Here is a 14994-nt window from a genome sequence, read left to right as displayed (position 1 = left end):
GGGCATGCCTCAGCGGCCGGGCTGTCCCGACCGACAGGACATAGTCGTCCGATCGGTCGGCTGTCACGCTCACGGGGGCGGCGCCTGCCCGCGGTATGGGGACTATGTCCTGTCGATCGGGACAGTTCGCCCGGGATCAGCCGAACGGGAGCTCGGCCTTCGCGAAGTGCGCCGCGTGCTTCGCCTCGCGCTTGGCCGCGCGGGCGAGCTGCTTCGTCTCCCGCTTCGCGAGCCGGGCTCCGCGCTTGGTCTCGCGCTTCGCCGCCTTCGCGCCGTGACTGGCGCGCCAGACGACACCCGGCTTGCCCTCGGTGTCGACGGCCGCGAGCAGCAGGCCGCCCATCAGCCCGAGGTTCTTCATGAACTGGACCTTCTGGGCCGCCCGGACGCCCTTGTCGGACTCCTGCCAGAACGAATGCCCGGCCAGCGTCGTCGGCACCAGCGACCCAGCCAGGACGACGGCGCCGAGGCGGCGTCCCTTACCGGTCGCGAGCGCGAGCCCGGCGAGCACCTGGGCAGCGCCGTTGAGGCGTACCAGGTTCGCAGTACTCTCCGGGATCCGGTCGCCGATCTGCGGTGGCGCCACCTTCCGGACCAGCGGGACGAACCGGTCGGCGACCGGCTTCGCCTTCGCTACGTGCGGCTCGGGGTCCCGGATCGCCTTCGCGCCCTGAACAACGAAGATGGTCGACAGCAACGGCCTGGCCAGTGCACGCACGACAGTCATGTCTCCTTCTTACCTGGTCCGACAATCCCGGTGAGGCACCAAGTGCCCGTGTGTCTTGTACCCAGGCTCAAATCGCGCAGCCGTCGGGCCCGCAGGCGGCGTCGTCAGTCGTCCCGGGCGTGCTGATCAGGGTGACCGGCTGACGCTCGGCGTTGGCCCGCCGGATCGCCTCCTGGAACACCTCGACCGGCTGGGCGCCGCTCACGCCGTACTTCTGGTCGATCACGAAGAAGGGCACCCCGTTGGCGCCGTACGCGAGGGCCTGGGCCTGGTCGGCGGCGACGTCGTCCGCGTACGCCGTACTGGCAAGCACGTCGGCGACCTGGTCTTCTGGGAGGCCGACCTCGACCGCCAGTTTGGTGAGCGTCGGGTGGTCGCCGACCGGGAGGCCGTCGGTGAAGTAGGCCTTGAGGAAGCGCTCCTTGAGGCGGCTCTGCGTGTCAGCCGGTACGTCGCCGGCCTTGGCGAGCTCGAGAGCGAGGTGCAGGAGGCGGTGGGCGTCGACGGTGTTGGCGGACTTGGCGTCCTCCAGGTGGAACTCCAGTCCGAGCTCCGCGGCCGTCGTGGTCACGTGCGCGTTGGCCTGCTTGCCCCACTCGGGACCGCGGCCGTACTTCTCGCCCAGCCGGACGTCGAGGGGGCGCGGGTCGTCGTTGGTGGACGACGGGTCGAGCTGGAAGCTGTGCCAGACGATCTCGGCCTGGTCGCCGGACTCCGTCAGGGCTTGTTCCAGCCGGCGCTTGCCGATGTAGCACCACGGGCAGACGACGTCGGACCAGATATCAATACGCATGTGTATTGGGAACTCCTGCCCCCGGAGGGCTATTCCCGAGTGCGACGGAGGCCACAACCAAGACCACGCAGCCCCGGGTGATACGGGGCTGGACGCCGTGAGGTTAGCTGCAGCGGCGTAGTGCGAGTAGGGCGTAGGCGCGGGCGCAGTGGAGTACCTCAGCGAGCGACACGTGCTCGTCCATGGCGTGGGCGTACCGGACGTCGCCAGGCCCGTACTGCAGGGTCGGGATGCCAGCAGCGGTGTACTGCCGCAGATCCGAGCCATACGGGCCACCCTTCACCTCCGGTACGCCGGTAGCGCCGGCGTCAGTGGCCGCGTGCAGTGTGTCGTCCAGCAGCGGGTCGCCCTCCGGTAGCAGTCCGGACGCGAACACCCCGCCGGGCCAGCTGACCTTGACCGGGTGATCGCGTAGCCAGTCGTCGGCGGCACACGCCTTGGCGATCGCCTGCTCAAGGGCTTGCCGGGCTTCGGCGACCGGCTCACCCAGCCGTACGCCGTACCGGCCCTCTGCGACGAGCAGGTCGGGGACAGTGCTGGCCCAGTCGCCGGCGTGGATGGTGCCGACCGAGAGTGGGTTGGCCAGGTCGAGGTGCTTGAGCAGCGGGTGCGGGTCGAGGTTGCGCTCGATCTCCAGCGCGGTCAGGGCCTGCTGGACGACCGCGAACTTCTCGATCGCGCTGACGCCCCGGGTGCGGGTCGAGCCGTGCGTCGCGAGGCCGGGGATCTCCAGGCGGAAGGTGAGGGAGCCCGCATTCGCCGGGATCACGCCGCCCGCGGTCGGTTCGGCGATCAGGCAGGCTTCGCCGGTGTGGCCGCGCTTGAGCGTCCCGAACGCACCAAGCCCGCCGTCCTCCTCGCCGACCACGGTGTGCACGGCTAGCGGCTTCTTCAGCCTGACGCCGGTGGAGGTGATCGCGGCGACGGCACCGATGATCGCCGCCAGGCCGCCCTTCATGTCGCAGGTGCCGCGGCCCCACATGATGCCGTCGCTGATCCGCGCAGAGAACGGGTCGCCGTCGGGCCAGAGCGCCAGCTCCCCGACCGGCACCACATCCACGTGCCCGTTGAGGATCAGCCCGGGCGTACCGCCACCTGGCAACACCCCCACGCAACCCCACGCGTCGGCCCGCTCGACCTCCATGCCTGGAAACTCAGGATCCGCGGTCGTCGCCGGCAGATCGAACTGCCAGTGGTCGACCTCCATCCCGACGCTCCTGAGCCGCTCGGCACACCAGCCCTGGATCTCGCTCTCGGCCGCCGTCCCATCCACACTCGGTGTCTGGACCAGCTCCCGCAGATCGGCCACGATCCGCGCGTCGTCCACGGCAGCCAGTACGTCCCGCTCGACCTCACTCAGCATGCCGCCAATCATGCATGAATCGGTATGCAGGCCGGGATCAGGAGTCGTTGAGCAAGGTCAGCAGCCGTGCCCCGCCCCGCTGGATCAACGGCAGCGATTCCGGCGCGACCTCCCAGGCGAAGGCGGCGATGTTCGCGTACGCCGACGCCGCGCAAACCACGGTGGCGGCCCGCCCACTAGCCTTGAGCGCCGCCTCGAAGAAGTACTCGTCCACCCCTTCGGGTGCGCCGTCCCTTGCCGCCGACGCCGCCAGTGAGACGAGGTCGTACGCTCTCGACCCGCCGCTTGCGGCCTCGATGTCGATCACGCCCGCGACTCGTCCGCCGTCGAGGATGAGGTTGCTGACGTTGAGGTCGCCGTGCACAAGGTCATTGGAAGGCAGCGCCGTGTCGCGATAGGGCAGGCAGGCACGTTCGTACCCGGCGATCAGCTCTGCCGTCGTCTCGTCGTACCGGCGAACGGTCTCCCACATCTCGCCCCAGCCTTCGAAGACGATGCCACGGGCGTAGTCGGACCAGGTCGCCTCCTCATCGTCGACCAGGTCGCGCTGCAGTTCGCAGATCCCTACTAGTTCCTCCGCCAGCGCCTTGTCGATTGCAGCTGCGTCCGACAGTGGCGTGCCTAGGACGAATTCCTGCAACTGGTACGGCCGCCCGGAGGCGGTGGTGCCGACGGCCAGCCACTTCGGGGTGGGGTAGCCGACCGCTCTTGCCCTGGCGACCAGCTGGGCGGCCCGGCGTACGCGGGGAGCCCAGCCCGGGTCGGCGTTCCACTTCAGCACGACCCGGGCTTGCTTGCTCTTCAGTTCGAACGCGCCCTCTTGCAGACCGCCCGTCAAGCGTCTGACCGTCTCGTAATCGGTGCCTAGGGCAACGTTGATCTCGGCAACTACAGCGGCGGTCTGGTCCATCGGCTCAGGGTGTCAGCCGGTGGAGGTCACGAGGGAACAGGGTGACCTCGCGGACGTTCTCTGCGCCGGTCAGCCTGGCCACGAAGCGTTCGAGGCCGATTGCGAAGCCGCCGTGCGGGGGCATGCCGTGCTTGAAGGCCTGCAGGTACGCGCTGTACGCCGGTGCGTCGGCCGATTCGCCGCGTGCCTCGAGTGCCGCCACGTAGTCGCTGTAGCGGTGCAGTCGCTGGCCGCCGGTGACGAGCTCAACCCCCTTGAAAAGAAGGTCGAACGAGTTGGACCAGCGCGGGTCCGACGGCTGCGGGTGCGTGTAGAACGGCCGCTTCACCATCGGATAGCCTTCGACCGCGACGAACACGCTGCCGTGCTCGCGCAACGCCCACTCACCGATCGCACGCTCGTCGGCCGGCGCGAGGTCGGGCTCGTCAGGATTGGCCCCGGCCAGCTTCAGTGCCTCGCTGAAGTGCAGGACGGGCACCTCCGTGGGGATTTCCGGCAGCTCGACGCCGAGCCGCTCGAGCGCAGTACCGGCCCGTTCGCCAACTGCTGCGAGCATGTCGGAGATGACGTTCCGCAGTACGGCGAGAACGTCGCGGTGGTCCTGGACGAAGCCCAGTTCGGCGTCGAGCGAGACGTACTCGGCCAGGTGCCGGACCGTGTCGTGCGGCTCGGCGCGGAAGACCGGGCCGACCTCGTAGACGCGCTCGAACACGCCGACCATCGTCTGCTTGTAGAACTGCGGCGACTGCGCCAGGTATGCCGGTCCGCCGAAATAGTCCAGGGCGAACACGTTAGCGCCGGACTCTGTCGCGGTACCGACGATCTTCGGCGTCTGGATCTCGGTGAAGCCCTGGCCGTCGAGCGAGCTGCGATAGCCGTGCAACGCGGCCGCGGCGACCTCCCAGCCGGCGCGAACAGCCGGGTGCCTGAGCGCAACGGCGGCGTTGTCGAGGATCACCGGCAGGCCTGCGTTGACGGACGGGCGCCACAGCTCGATCGGCGGCGTCTGGGCCGGCTCAGTCAGCGGCTCGATGACCGGGTCGACGATCTCGGCCCCGTCCGGTGCCTGTGGGTTGGCGGCGACCTGGCCGGTCACCTGGACGACGGTCTCCTCGCCGAGTTCGTCCAGCTGGGCTTGGGTTTCCGGTGTCTTGACGACGATCTGGCTCAGGCCTGAACGGTCCCGCAGGACGAGGAAACTGACCGCCGCCAGCCGTCGTCTTCGGTGGACCCAGCCGGCCACCGTGACGGTCTGGCCTACTGCTGAGGGGATCTCGTGGTTGAGAATGCGCATCGCTGTTGTCACCTCCGGTCGTACTCGAACCCCGGAGGTGTGGGCGAAGGGGAATCTCGCGGTGCCACCACACCTTCACCGGCTCCCGTGACGGGCCCGGCCTCTTGCGTTTCATCCGCTCAGGAGTGTCTTCACAACCAGCCCACACATCGCCTTCCCAGCTACCGGCGACTCTCTCTTGCGTGAGTGATGACTGCTACTTGGTTCCTTCAACACGAACACCCGAAGAGTAGTTCGCCAACTCACGTCCTTGCAAAACCAATTCCCGTACGCCGACCCCCACGCGGCTCCTGCGTCGCCGCTCCCGCCCGCCGTACCCCACCGCGGCTCCTGCGTCGCCGCTCGGTGAAAGCGTGGTGGTCGGTCGCCTGCGAATGGTGGGCGGTGGTGGCTGGGGTGCCTACGGGCGACTTTGTCTTCTGCCGCGGGGCTGAAGGGCCCGGCAGCCGGTGCGACCAGTTCCGTGGGGCAATTGCTGCAGCGACCCGGACGGCCACCACTACCGAATCTCCCGCGCAAACGCTTTCCCTCAGCGTGTCGCGGCCCCGAGCCGGGTTCGGTAGTGGTGGCGGTCCGCCTCCCCTCGTTCAGCCGGGTCGCGGCTCGCCGCTTGGCATGGCACGAAAGTGGTCGGTCGCCAACGAGTGGATGAGGTGGCTGGACGATGTGCCGGCCGCTGCTCTGGCCGGCGACACCGGACCGCCACCACACACCAAGGTCCCGCTCGAGTGGGCGCTCACGCCTGGAGGCGTCTCAGGATCCATCTGTTGGCGAGGTTGGTGTGTGATGGCCGTCCGGCACGCGGCGAGGTGGAAGCCGCGCTTCCCTTACCGCTTGCTCTTAGCTGGTGGGATGACAACCGCATCGGTGTCGAAGCGAGCCGTCGTGCGTGCCGTCACCGTGACCGTGTTGGACGCACCGGTGCCCGGCCAAGCGGCCCACTCGGTGTTCAGGGGCTTCTTGTAGTTCTGGGTTGTGCAAGTCGCCCGTCGCACATCCGTGGAGCGCGAGCACGTCCAGCCGCGATCGAAGTACGAGAGCAGCGACAGGTTGCGTCCCCACGAGATGTCGACCGTGACGCGCCCGCTGGTTCCGCGGATGTCCAGGAAGCGGTTGTACACGAACGGATTCGGGTCGTTGTGCGGGTCCGGCGTGAGGATCCGTAGCAATCCCTCATCCAGATGCGGACCAGGCAGCGTCTCGGAGTCCGTGTCGTAGAGCAGGCCCGCCGTCGCCGACACGGAGTACGTGCGTGCTGACGACCCGCCCTCCGGTACGTCGAACTCGGCGTAAAGCGGAGCAGGTCGCGCAGGGTTCGTCGCGGTGCAAGTGCGTGCGGACGGCGTGCACTTCCAGCCAGTCGGGCTCGCCGCGATCGGCCAGGACAGCGCGGCGCCGTACTGGATCTTCACGGTGACGCTGGTCCGGCTGCCCGGGGCGATCGTGATGGTGCGGAAGTACGCCTCGGGGTCCGTCTTCGTGGTGCTGATTCGCAGCAGATTCTCGTCGAGGCGGGGCTTGGCCGGGGGAGGCGGGGGAGTGGGCGGCGCGGCCAGGGTCGCGGAGTCGTCGTCGTAAAGGCGACCGGACTTGGCCGACACCCTGAACGTGCGGTCTGCAGCCGTCCCGCCCGTCGGGTTCGTGAAAGTCACTGGCATCGTCGACGGCGCGCCCGGATTGGCCGCCGTACACATGCCGCTCCTGCCGTCGGCCGCCTTCGTGCAGGTCCAGCCGGCCGGGTTGCCACTCAGCGGCCACTGCAGGGCGGAGCCGTACTTGATTCCGATCATCACCGGCTTCGTGTTCCGCGCCGGCACCTTGATCGTGATCAGCCACTGCGCACTCGCCGTCGCCTCCGCGCGATCCCCCGGACCGTACGGCGCACCGCCGCCGCGGGGCGCGCTGATCGTCAGCAACCCCTCGTCGAGGATCGGCGTGGTCGGCTCGGGCGGCGTCGGAGTAGGCGCAGTCGGCGTGGGAGCGGTGGTGGTCGGCGCCGTCGTGGGCTCGGCCGACGGCTCCGGCTTGGTAGTCGGTGGAACCACCGGGGGCTTCACCGTCGGTTTGGCCGTCGGCGGCTGGACAGGTGGCTTCACGGGCGGCTTCACCGGCGGTTGGGTCGGCTGCTGGGTCGGCGGTTTGTCGATGGCTGCCGGGGGAGTCTCGTTGCCGGTCAGGGCCAGCGCGGCTATCACCGCTGCGACCACCGCTACGACGGTGCCCGCGCCGACCGCAGTACGGGTGCTGTTCTCGGTTGCCTTGCTCCAGCCGGTGGCCAGGAAGCCGACGAAGCCGACCTTGGCGCCAGTCGCGGCGGCCAGGTAGCCGAGGCCCGCAGTACCGAGCAGGGCCGGGGCGAGCAGTGCCGGCAGTGCGCTGTTGACCTCGACGAGCTCGAGGTAGACCGCCGTGCACTTGGCGCAGTCGTCCAGGTGCTCGCGGACGTTCTTGTTCTCCCGCTTGGTGAGGCCGCCGCGCACGTAGGCGCCCAGGCGCTCTGTAGTCCAGCGGCAACGGTCCCCGGCGACGTCTGCCAGATGCTGCTGCAGGTACGCCTGCCGTAGACCCTCACGGGCCCGGTACGCGAGTGCGGACACGCCGTTGGCGGTCAGACCGAGCAGTGGCGCGATGGCGGCGGGCTTCTCGCCCTCCACCTCGGTGTGCCAGAGCACGGCCTGCCAGCGCTCGGGCAGCGAGGCGAAGGCCTTGGCCGCCGCGCCGCTCTCGAACCCGGTCACGGTCGGGTCGTCGAAGCCCTGCGGCTCACGCTCGTACGCCGCGATGTCGTCGGTGGTCTGGACCTTGCGGCCTGAGCGGATCCGGTCGACGTGCACCCGCCGGACGGTGGTCAGCAGGTAAGCACGGAAGGAGATGTCCGGGCCGCCGCCGTTGCGCAGCGCGTCGAGCACCTTCGCGAAGGCGTCGCTGGCCAGGTCGTCGGCGTCGTTGGCCGGTACCAGCTGGCGCGCCATCCGCTCGGCGGCGTGGTGGTGCCGGGCGAAGAGTTCGCCGTACGCCTCGAGGTCGCCGTTGCGGACGCGCGCGATCAGCTCCGCGTCGCTCGGCCCTTCCGGCGTCTCCATCCGAGGTCCCCCTGGGTTTGTCACTACATCGTCACCGTCTGTCACGTGGTTGCCGGGATCAAGGTTCCCATGATGGACGGATCCGCGCACCTTTCATGACGACAGGAGCTGGGCTGAGGTTACGCCAAAAAAAGTCCCGAAATCTGCGTCATGAACGTGTCCTCGGGCTGTCTCACCTCCAGAACGACGCTTCCGGCCACCCGGTCGGGAGACGACGGGGCCACTTGAGGAGGGGACATGTCGCTGTTCGCGGACATCCGCAGACGGCTCGACCTGCGTCCCAGCCGGTCCCTGAACCTGGCGGGGTCGCCCGCCCGGGACCGGCCGGAAGCGTCGTCATCTGAGCAACCGTGCGGAAGGAGGGAGCCGCACGGCACGGCTGGCATCGACCGCAGCGCCTATCTCGCGATCGCAGAAGCGCTGCAGGACGGTGCCGATGTTGTGCCCGCGAGTGACGAGGTCGGCCGCCGGTTGGCGGAAGACGGAGTCTCGTTGCTCGAGGCACTGGATGGGCTGGGTGCGCTGTACCGCTCGATCGCCGGGGGCGAGCCGGCCTTCGAAGCGGTACGCGCACTCAGTTCCAGCTGGGCCGAGGCTTCACTGATCTATCTGCACTCGCTGTCCTGTGAGGACCCGCTGACCGGGCTGTCCAGCCTGGCGCATCTGCGGTCCCGGCTCGGCGAGATCTACCGGGAGGCTGAACTCCGTGGAACTTCCGTACCGGCGACCCACGCACTGGTGGTGGTTGAGCCGCTCTACCCGGCCGGGATCACGCCCGTCGAACGCGAGCTCCGGCTCATCGACGTCGCGGAATGCCTCCGGATCGTGTTCGCGGGCGGCGACGTACTGGGCCGTCTCGGCGCACGCCGCGCGGCGGCGCTCGTCGGCCGCGAGCCGAACCTGCCGGACCAGGTCGAGACGGCACGAGCCCTGATCACCCAGTGGCGACTGGACACCGACGAGCCGCAGCTCGCCCGGGTCTGGATCGAAGGACTTCCCGCGGCCGAGCGCTGGGCCGGCCGCGTCCTGGACGAACTGGCAAGACCCGCATAGGACTTGCGTCCGGTCGCCAACAGGGGGACGACCGGGCGCAGCAAACCGGCGGCGGATCGCCTATCACGGGGTAGGCGATCCGTCGTCGCTGTCCTTCCTTTACGGCGCCGTCTGTACTACGCCCGCCGAGCGGACCGGAGTACCGGAATCTGTCCGTGGAGCTGGCTAGGGTGGGTTGCATGTGTGGGAGATACGCGTCGAGCCGGGATCCGGCTGATCTGGTGGTGGAGTTCGAGATCGAGGCCGGCAACGTGAAGGAGTCCGTGCAGGAGTTGCCGGACAACTACAACGTCGCGCCCACCGACGAGGTGATCGCCGTCGTCGAGCGCAAGAACCGGGAGAATCCGGACGAGGTGATCCGCAAACTCACCACGGTGAAGTGGGGTCTGGTCCCGTCCTGGGCCAAGGACACCTCGATCGGCAGCCGGCTGATCAACGCCCGGATGGAGACGGTCGCCGAGAAGCCCGCGTTCAAGAAGGCCTTCGCCGTACGCCGCTGCATCCTGCCGGCCGACGGGTACTACGAGTGGTACGCCTCGGAGCAGAAGGTCAACGGCAAGCCCGTGAAGCAGCCGTACTTCATCCGCCCGTCGGACGGCGGAGTGCTCGCGATGGCCGGCCTGTACGAGATCTGGCGCAACAAAGCCGTCGCCGATGCCGACAAGGACGAGGCCTGGCTGTGGACCTGCACGGTCCTCACCACCACGGCCACCGACGAGCTCGGCCGCATCCACGACCGGATGCCCCTCCTGGTCGAGCCCGACCGCTACAACGCCTGGCTCGATCCCCTCAGCTCCGACCCCGACGAGCTCCTCGACCTCCTCGTCCCAGCCGCCCCCGGCCGGCTGGAGGCGTACGCCGTCTCCAAGGCCGTCAGCTCAGTCAAGAACAACGGCCCCCACCTCGTAGACCCCCTCCCACCCGACGGCACCGACCCCATCGACAAACCCGAGGACCCCGAGGAGATCACTCTGTTCTGATGACCACCTTCCCGGAGCGCCTCTCTCCGGGAGCCTATGAACAGGCTCCGGGGGCACTGGAGGAATGCATGGCTTTAAGAGCAGTTCGAGTCGCCACCACAGCATAGGCCGCTCCCTGACTCGGTACATACGAGCATGGCGGAGCGCCGAAACTCCGTCCGCCAAGCACCGCGTACCCCGATATCCGGTGAGCAACCTCGATCCATGGCGCAAACGGTCTCGTCGTACGACGCTGTAAAGAGACGGGGACAACGTTGAGGCGAGGTGGGAACGATGACGACAATGCGGCGTTGGACGGTCGACATCGAGATCGACGAATTGGAGCAGGAAGGGACGACTCGCGCGGAGGCACGGTTGCACGCGGACGGTGAGGAGTACATGTTCGGGCATGGCACCGCGTACCGGCACCCGGACGACGCCGACGTACCCAGGATTGGCGATGAGCTCGCCGTCGCGCGGGCGCTCTCGGAGTTGTCGCACCGGCTGGTGCTCGCGGCCGCGGAGGACATCGAGCAGATCACGCACCAACGGGCTCACCTGCGCGGCTGAGCCCTCGATTGGGTTGGTCGGCTAGGCGCCCTCAGTGTTCGCAGGTTCGCGCGCTACGTCTGGTCGTAGGCGCTGAGTAGCCGGGTGCTGGAGTTCTCCAGGTGGGCTCGCATGGCCTGCTCGGCGCCGATCGGGTCGCGGTCGAGGACGGCGTCCCGGATGGCCTGGTGTTCGGCGGCCGTGACATCGGCGATGCCGTGCCGGAAGTGCAGCCACCCAGATCTCGACGGACTATGGCGGCGACGCGGCCCGCGCGGTGGACGGCAACACCGACGGCGACTACAACAACAACTCGGTCACGCACACCGCGGTCGACGCCAAGGAGGCCTGGTGGCAGGTCGACCTTGGCGCCTCGGCCGCTATCGGCGACATCGAGGTCTACAACCGCACCGGAGGATTCGGCGACCGGCTGACCAACTACTGGGTGATCGTCTCCGAAAACCCCATCACCGCGCAGGACCTCGCGACCGCACGCACCGGCCCCGGAGTCACCGCCAAGCGCCAGCCCGACGAGGCCGGAACCCCCACGACGGTCAACTTCGCCGGCGCCCCCGGCCGCTACGTCCGCATCCAACTCGAGAACCAAAGCGGCCCCCTCTCCCTCGCCGAAGTCTGCGTCTACAAGCACCCCTGACTACCTAGACTGCCGACTGTCCGGCCGTCGTAGGAGCTAGGGGAATCACGTGGCGCGAGGTGCGTACAAAGTCGTCGGCATCGTCGCCTGCCTGCTGTACGTCGGGATGGTGGTGTTGCTGTTCAAGGGACCGAGCTTCACCACCAGCTCGTCCGGCGAGGAGGTGGTCAGCGTGCGTTGCGGCTCGCTGATCGCAGTCGGCTGGCCAAGCGACCACTCGTACGTCGACACCGAGTCATCGACCTCGTGGGGCGACCACGTCACGACGGACGAGAGCGTCGGAACCGCCGGCCGGCTCGGATTCGCTCGCGACTGCTCGGAACGACGCGACACCTACCTGGCGTTCCTCCTGATCCTCGCGGTCCCCGCGAACCTGCTGACCCTGCTCGCGATCCTGGGATACCGCGATGCCAGGCGTACGGCGATCGCCAACTAGACCGTGACGGGGCTGGAGCAGCTCGCCGTCCTCGGCGCGGGCCTCGGCGCGGGTACCACCTGTTCGTAGCCGACCTGAACTTCACCGCGGCGATCGCGATGCTCTGAACCGTGCCGTCGACCTCAAGGGCGACTGCTCAGACCATCAACCGGCAACGCGGGTCATACTGGCCACCATGAACAGCGAGGCGGCCGGCCGGCTGCTGGCGTTGCCGAAGGCGCCTGATGCCATTGAGTTGCGGCACTTGCGTGCCTTCGTCGCCGTCGCGGAGGAGCTGAACTTCAGCCGTGCCGCGGAACGGATGTTCATCACGCAGCCCGCTTTGTCGCGCCAGATCCGCCACCTCGAGCGGCTCCTCAGCGTCGACCTGCTGACTCGTTCCACTCATCGGGTCGAGCTGACCGTGGCAGGGGAAGCGCTGCTGGTACGGACCCGGCCGCTGCTCGGCGACCTGGACGAGGCACTGGCCACGACCCAGTCGGTAGGTGGTGAGAACCAGCAGCGCCTGGCCAGGCTGACTCAGCCCGTCATCGATCGGATGCTTGAAGGACTCGATTCGTACCGGGAGGCCTTCGAGGTGATGAACGCCCCGTTCCCCACGCCGGCGGGGGTCACGGCCCGGCCGGTCAACGCCGCCGGTGTCCCGTGCTTGGTGTATGGGACCGAGCCCGGCAGGACTCCAACCGTCGTCTACGCGCACGGCGGCGGGAATCTGGCTGGATCCGCCTACGGTTCGAGGCCGTTGGCCGGGATCCTCGCGGTCGCCTGCGACGCCGCAGTCCTGGTTCCTGACTTCCGACTGGCCCCGGAGCACCGGTACCCGGCGGCGGTCGAAGACGTCGAGATCGCCTTTCGGTGGCTGAGCGCCAAGTTGGCTCCGAAAGACATCACCCTGATCGGCGACTCGTCCGGCGCCGGCCTGGTGATGTCCCTGCTGCACAGGCTTCGGGTGAACGGCGAGCCGATGCCGGGGAGGGTGGTGCTGCTGAGCCCGTGGGTCGACCCGCAGTGCCGCTTCCTCGACCGCGAGACCGAAGCGTCGCCGCAGGCCCGCGCAGTCCGGGATTCGGTGGACATGTGCGTTCCGACGTACCTCGGTCAGACGCCGCGCAACGATCCGGCCGTGAACGCGCTCGAAGCCGACCTGACCGGCTACCCGGCCATGCTCATCCAGGTCGGGACCGGCGACTTCGTTGTCCACGAGGCACGCGAACTCGCTACGGCCGCCCAGGCCGCCGGGGTGCCGGCCGACCTCGAGCTCTACCCGGTGAACACACACGTGTTCCAGCTGTTCTGGTCGTTCCTGCCCGAAGCAGCCAAGGCCATCGAACGCGTCGGCCAATGGGTGAACTCGGCATCCGCGGCCGACCGGACCGAAGCGGGCTGATGCCGAGTGCTCGACCAATTCAAGGGGAGTTGGTCGAGCACTCGGTGAGTGGGATGGTCAGGTCCGTTCGAAGGTGAGGATGGCCAGACCCGTCCGGGTGGTGCAGTTGGTGACAAGACGCAGGTCGTGCTGTGGGGGCAACGGTGGTTCGAAGAGGCGCTTGCCACCGCCCAGAACGACCGGGTGGATCCACAGTTGATAGACGTCGACCAGGTCGTTGACGATCAGTGTGTGCGCCACCTGCGTGCTGCCGGCCAGCACGATGGGTCCGGGGCCGTGCTTCAGTTTCAGCTCGCCGATCTGTGCCGGGATGTCACCGGCGAGCACGGTGGTGCCGGACCAGGCGGGCTCCTCCATCGTCGTCGAGACCACGTACTTCGGGCGACTGTTCAGCGCCGCGGCGATGTGGTCGTCAGGATCGGAGACCTGAGACCAGTGTGGCCGCCAGAGCTCGAACGTGCGACGGCCGAACAGGAACGCACTCGCGTCCTGGTACGTCACCGTCCCGTACTCGCGGTGGTCCTGGAGGTGCGGCCCGGCCCACCCACCGAGGGCGAAGCCGTTGTCGGGATCCTCGCCGTCGTGGCCGGGCCCCTGGGCGACCCCGTCCACGGACAGGTATTCGATCACCAGGAGAGCGCTCATGATGAGCTCAATCCTCGTGAAGAAACTTGATCAGGGGTTCGGCCAAGGCGGAGGATTCGACGTTGTGCTGCTGGCCAGGCAGCGTCTGACGGATCGGGACCGGCGACGCGTCGGCAACGGCGTTGGCGGCCTGCGTCAGCCAGTCGGTCGTATTGCCGTCGAGGATCAGCAACGGGCAGGTGATCTTCGCCTGCTGCGCTGGGTCGAGCGAGAAGTCGCCCGCGAGTTGCGCGTCGTACATCAGGGCCGGCGAGGAAGCGGCCTCGAGGAATCCCCAGTACGGCCCGTCCATGAGGGGCTTGACGAACTCGGGCGGTAGCCCGGCCGCCTGGCTGAGGAAGAGCTCGGCCATTCCGGAACGGTCGCCGGCAGCGGCCAGTGCCGCCTGCTGGTCGGCGTAGTCGGCGGGTACTGGCGGGCGACTACCGGGCAGGATGTAGGGCGGCTCCCAGACGGCGATCCGGCGAACGGAGAGCCCGTTCGCCACCGCTTTGAACGCGAGCATGGCACCACCGCTGGTACCGAACAGCGAGACGTCTTCACCTGCCGCGGCGACGACCGCGGCGAGGTCTTCCAGTTCGCGGTCCACGCTGTACGGCGCGGTGTCGCCGCTGCCGCCGCGGCCGCGACGGTCGTAGTTGAGCACGGTGCAACTTGCGGAGAGCAGGGCGGCCAGTTCGGCGTTCGCAGTACGGCCTGTCGGGCCAGCGCCGATCAGAACCACGGCGGGTCCCGATCCGGTCCGGTCGTACTCGAGCTTCGTGCCGTCCGTGGAGGTTGTCGTGGTCATGAGCGTGGTCCTTTCCTGACGGCTGAGGACGATCCTCAGCTCTGAAGAGCCGGCCTGCAGTGGAGTGGTGAAATCTCTTGTTCTGCAGGCATATCGCCACGCTCGCAGTCACGCGGCAACAACGGAAATGCCCTTCCGGAACCACGCTTATGCTGCCCCGACATGACGACCGAAGCGATGTTCGATGGTTGGCCGCTCAACGGCTGGCTCGGCGCGGAAACCGAGATCTGCGGGACGTCGCGAACGGTGTCCGCGACGTGTCGACGGTTCCGGGCTTGATCATTCCGGTGACGTCGGTGGGTATCCCCGCGACAATGGCCGACGTGGGGGAGGTCGAGGTCTCGGTGAAC

Annotated in this window: 15 protein-coding genes; 6 read left to right on the top strand and 9 right to left on the bottom strand. The window is 68.2% G+C overall.

Features of this window, described 5'->3' with window-relative positions:
* Window positions 1-136: 136 nt before the first annotated feature.
* The 6 genes from A3ES_RS0124610 to A3ES_RS51505 form a co-directional block, all read right to left on the bottom strand.
* The gene (locus A3ES_RS0124610; protein WP_020389507.1) at window positions 137-727 is read right to left on the bottom strand and encodes a DoxX family protein; all 591 of its coding nucleotides are present in this window, start codon (window positions 725-727) and stop codon (window positions 137-139) included.
* A gap of 67 nt (window positions 728-794) precedes the next feature.
* Entirely contained in the window at window positions 795-1520 is a 726-nt protein-coding gene (locus A3ES_RS0124605) for a DsbA family oxidoreductase (RefSeq protein WP_020389506.1), read from the bottom strand.
* Between the two features lie 103 nt (window positions 1521-1623).
* Window positions 1624-2883, bottom strand: a complete 1260-nt coding sequence (locus A3ES_RS0124600; protein WP_020389505.1) for an ArgE/DapE family deacylase — start codon at window positions 2881-2883, stop codon at window positions 1624-1626.
* Between the two features lie 37 nt (window positions 2884-2920).
* Window positions 2921-3793 (bottom strand): aminoglycoside phosphotransferase family protein, encoded by an 873-nt coding sequence (locus A3ES_RS0124595; protein WP_020389504.1) that lies wholly within the window; start codon window positions 3791-3793, stop codon window positions 2921-2923.
* A 4-nt stretch (window positions 3794-3797) separates the two neighbouring features.
* The gene (gene aspS / locus A3ES_RS0124590; protein WP_020389503.1) at window positions 3798-5087 is read right to left on the bottom strand and encodes an aspartate--tRNA(Asn) ligase; all 1290 of its coding nucleotides are present in this window, start codon (window positions 5085-5087) and stop codon (window positions 3798-3800) included.
* 827 nt (window positions 5088-5914) lie between these two features.
* On the bottom strand, window positions 5915-8170 hold the full coding sequence (locus A3ES_RS51505) for a sigma-70 family RNA polymerase sigma factor (RefSeq protein ID WP_051084792.1): 2256 nt from the start codon (window positions 8168-8170) through the stop codon (window positions 5915-5917).
* 237 nt (window positions 8171-8407) lie between these two features.
* On the opposite strand from A3ES_RS51505, the gene A3ES_RS0124575 reads away from it, so the two are divergent.
* From A3ES_RS0124575 to A3ES_RS0124565, 3 genes are all read left to right on the top strand, one after another.
* Window positions 8408-9223 (top strand): hypothetical protein, encoded by an 816-nt coding sequence (locus tag A3ES_RS0124575; protein ID WP_020389501.1) that lies wholly within the window; start codon window positions 8408-8410, stop codon window positions 9221-9223.
* 179 nt (window positions 9224-9402) lie between these two features.
* A complete protein-coding gene (locus A3ES_RS0124570) occupies window positions 9403-10203 on the top strand; it encodes an SOS response-associated peptidase (protein WP_026163165.1) in 801 nt (266 codons plus the stop codon).
* A 273-nt stretch (window positions 10204-10476) separates the two neighbouring features.
* Window positions 10477-10752: a DUF1876 domain-containing protein gene (locus A3ES_RS0124565; protein WP_026163164.1), complete on the top strand. Its 276-nt coding sequence runs from the start codon at window positions 10477-10479 to the stop codon at window positions 10750-10752.
* Between the two features lie 53 nt (window positions 10753-10805).
* Here the strand turns inward: A3ES_RS0124565 and A3ES_RS57150 are convergent, their stop codons facing one another.
* Window positions 10806-10946: an FCD domain-containing protein gene (locus tag A3ES_RS57150; RefSeq protein WP_420323151.1), complete on the bottom strand. Its 141-nt coding sequence runs from the start codon at window positions 10944-10946 to the stop codon at window positions 10806-10808.
* A 26-nt stretch (window positions 10947-10972) separates the two neighbouring features.
* Between A3ES_RS57150 and A3ES_RS0124560 the strand changes: the two genes are divergently transcribed.
* From A3ES_RS0124560 to A3ES_RS0124550, 3 genes are all read left to right on the top strand, one after another.
* Window positions 10973-11386 carry a discoidin domain-containing protein gene (locus A3ES_RS0124560; RefSeq protein ID WP_083933653.1) on the top strand — a complete coding sequence of 138 codons (414 nt, stop codon included), beginning with the start codon at window positions 10973-10975 and terminating at the stop codon, window positions 11384-11386.
* 49 nt (window positions 11387-11435) lie between these two features.
* On the top strand, window positions 11436-11822 hold the full coding sequence (locus A3ES_RS0124555) for a hypothetical protein (protein ID WP_020389497.1): 387 nt from the start codon (window positions 11436-11438) through the stop codon (window positions 11820-11822).
* 175 nt (window positions 11823-11997) lie between these two features.
* On the top strand, window positions 11998-13209 hold the full coding sequence (locus tag A3ES_RS0124550; protein ID WP_020389496.1) for an alpha/beta hydrolase fold domain-containing protein: 1212 nt from the start codon (window positions 11998-12000) through the stop codon (window positions 13207-13209).
* Window positions 13210-13266: 57 nt separating this feature from the next.
* Here the strand turns inward: A3ES_RS0124550 and A3ES_RS0124545 are convergent, their stop codons facing one another.
* Complete coding sequence (locus tag A3ES_RS0124545) at window positions 13267-13854, bottom strand: dihydrofolate reductase family protein (RefSeq protein ID WP_020389495.1); 588 nt, start codon at window positions 13852-13854, stop codon at window positions 13267-13269.
* 7 nt (window positions 13855-13861) lie between these two features.
* Window positions 13862-14644: an alpha/beta hydrolase gene (locus tag A3ES_RS0124540; RefSeq protein ID WP_020389494.1), complete on the bottom strand. Its 783-nt coding sequence runs from the start codon at window positions 14642-14644 to the stop codon at window positions 13862-13864.
* Window positions 14645-14994 lie beyond the last annotated feature (350 nt).

The organism is Kribbella catacumbae DSM 19601 (assembly GCF_000372465.1).
Taxonomy (GTDB): Bacteria; Actinomycetota; Actinomycetes; order Propionibacteriales; family Kribbellaceae; genus Kribbella; species Kribbella catacumbae.
The sequence above is the reverse complement of the archived record's forward strand: the minus strand, read 5'-3'. Positions and strand labels throughout refer to the sequence as shown.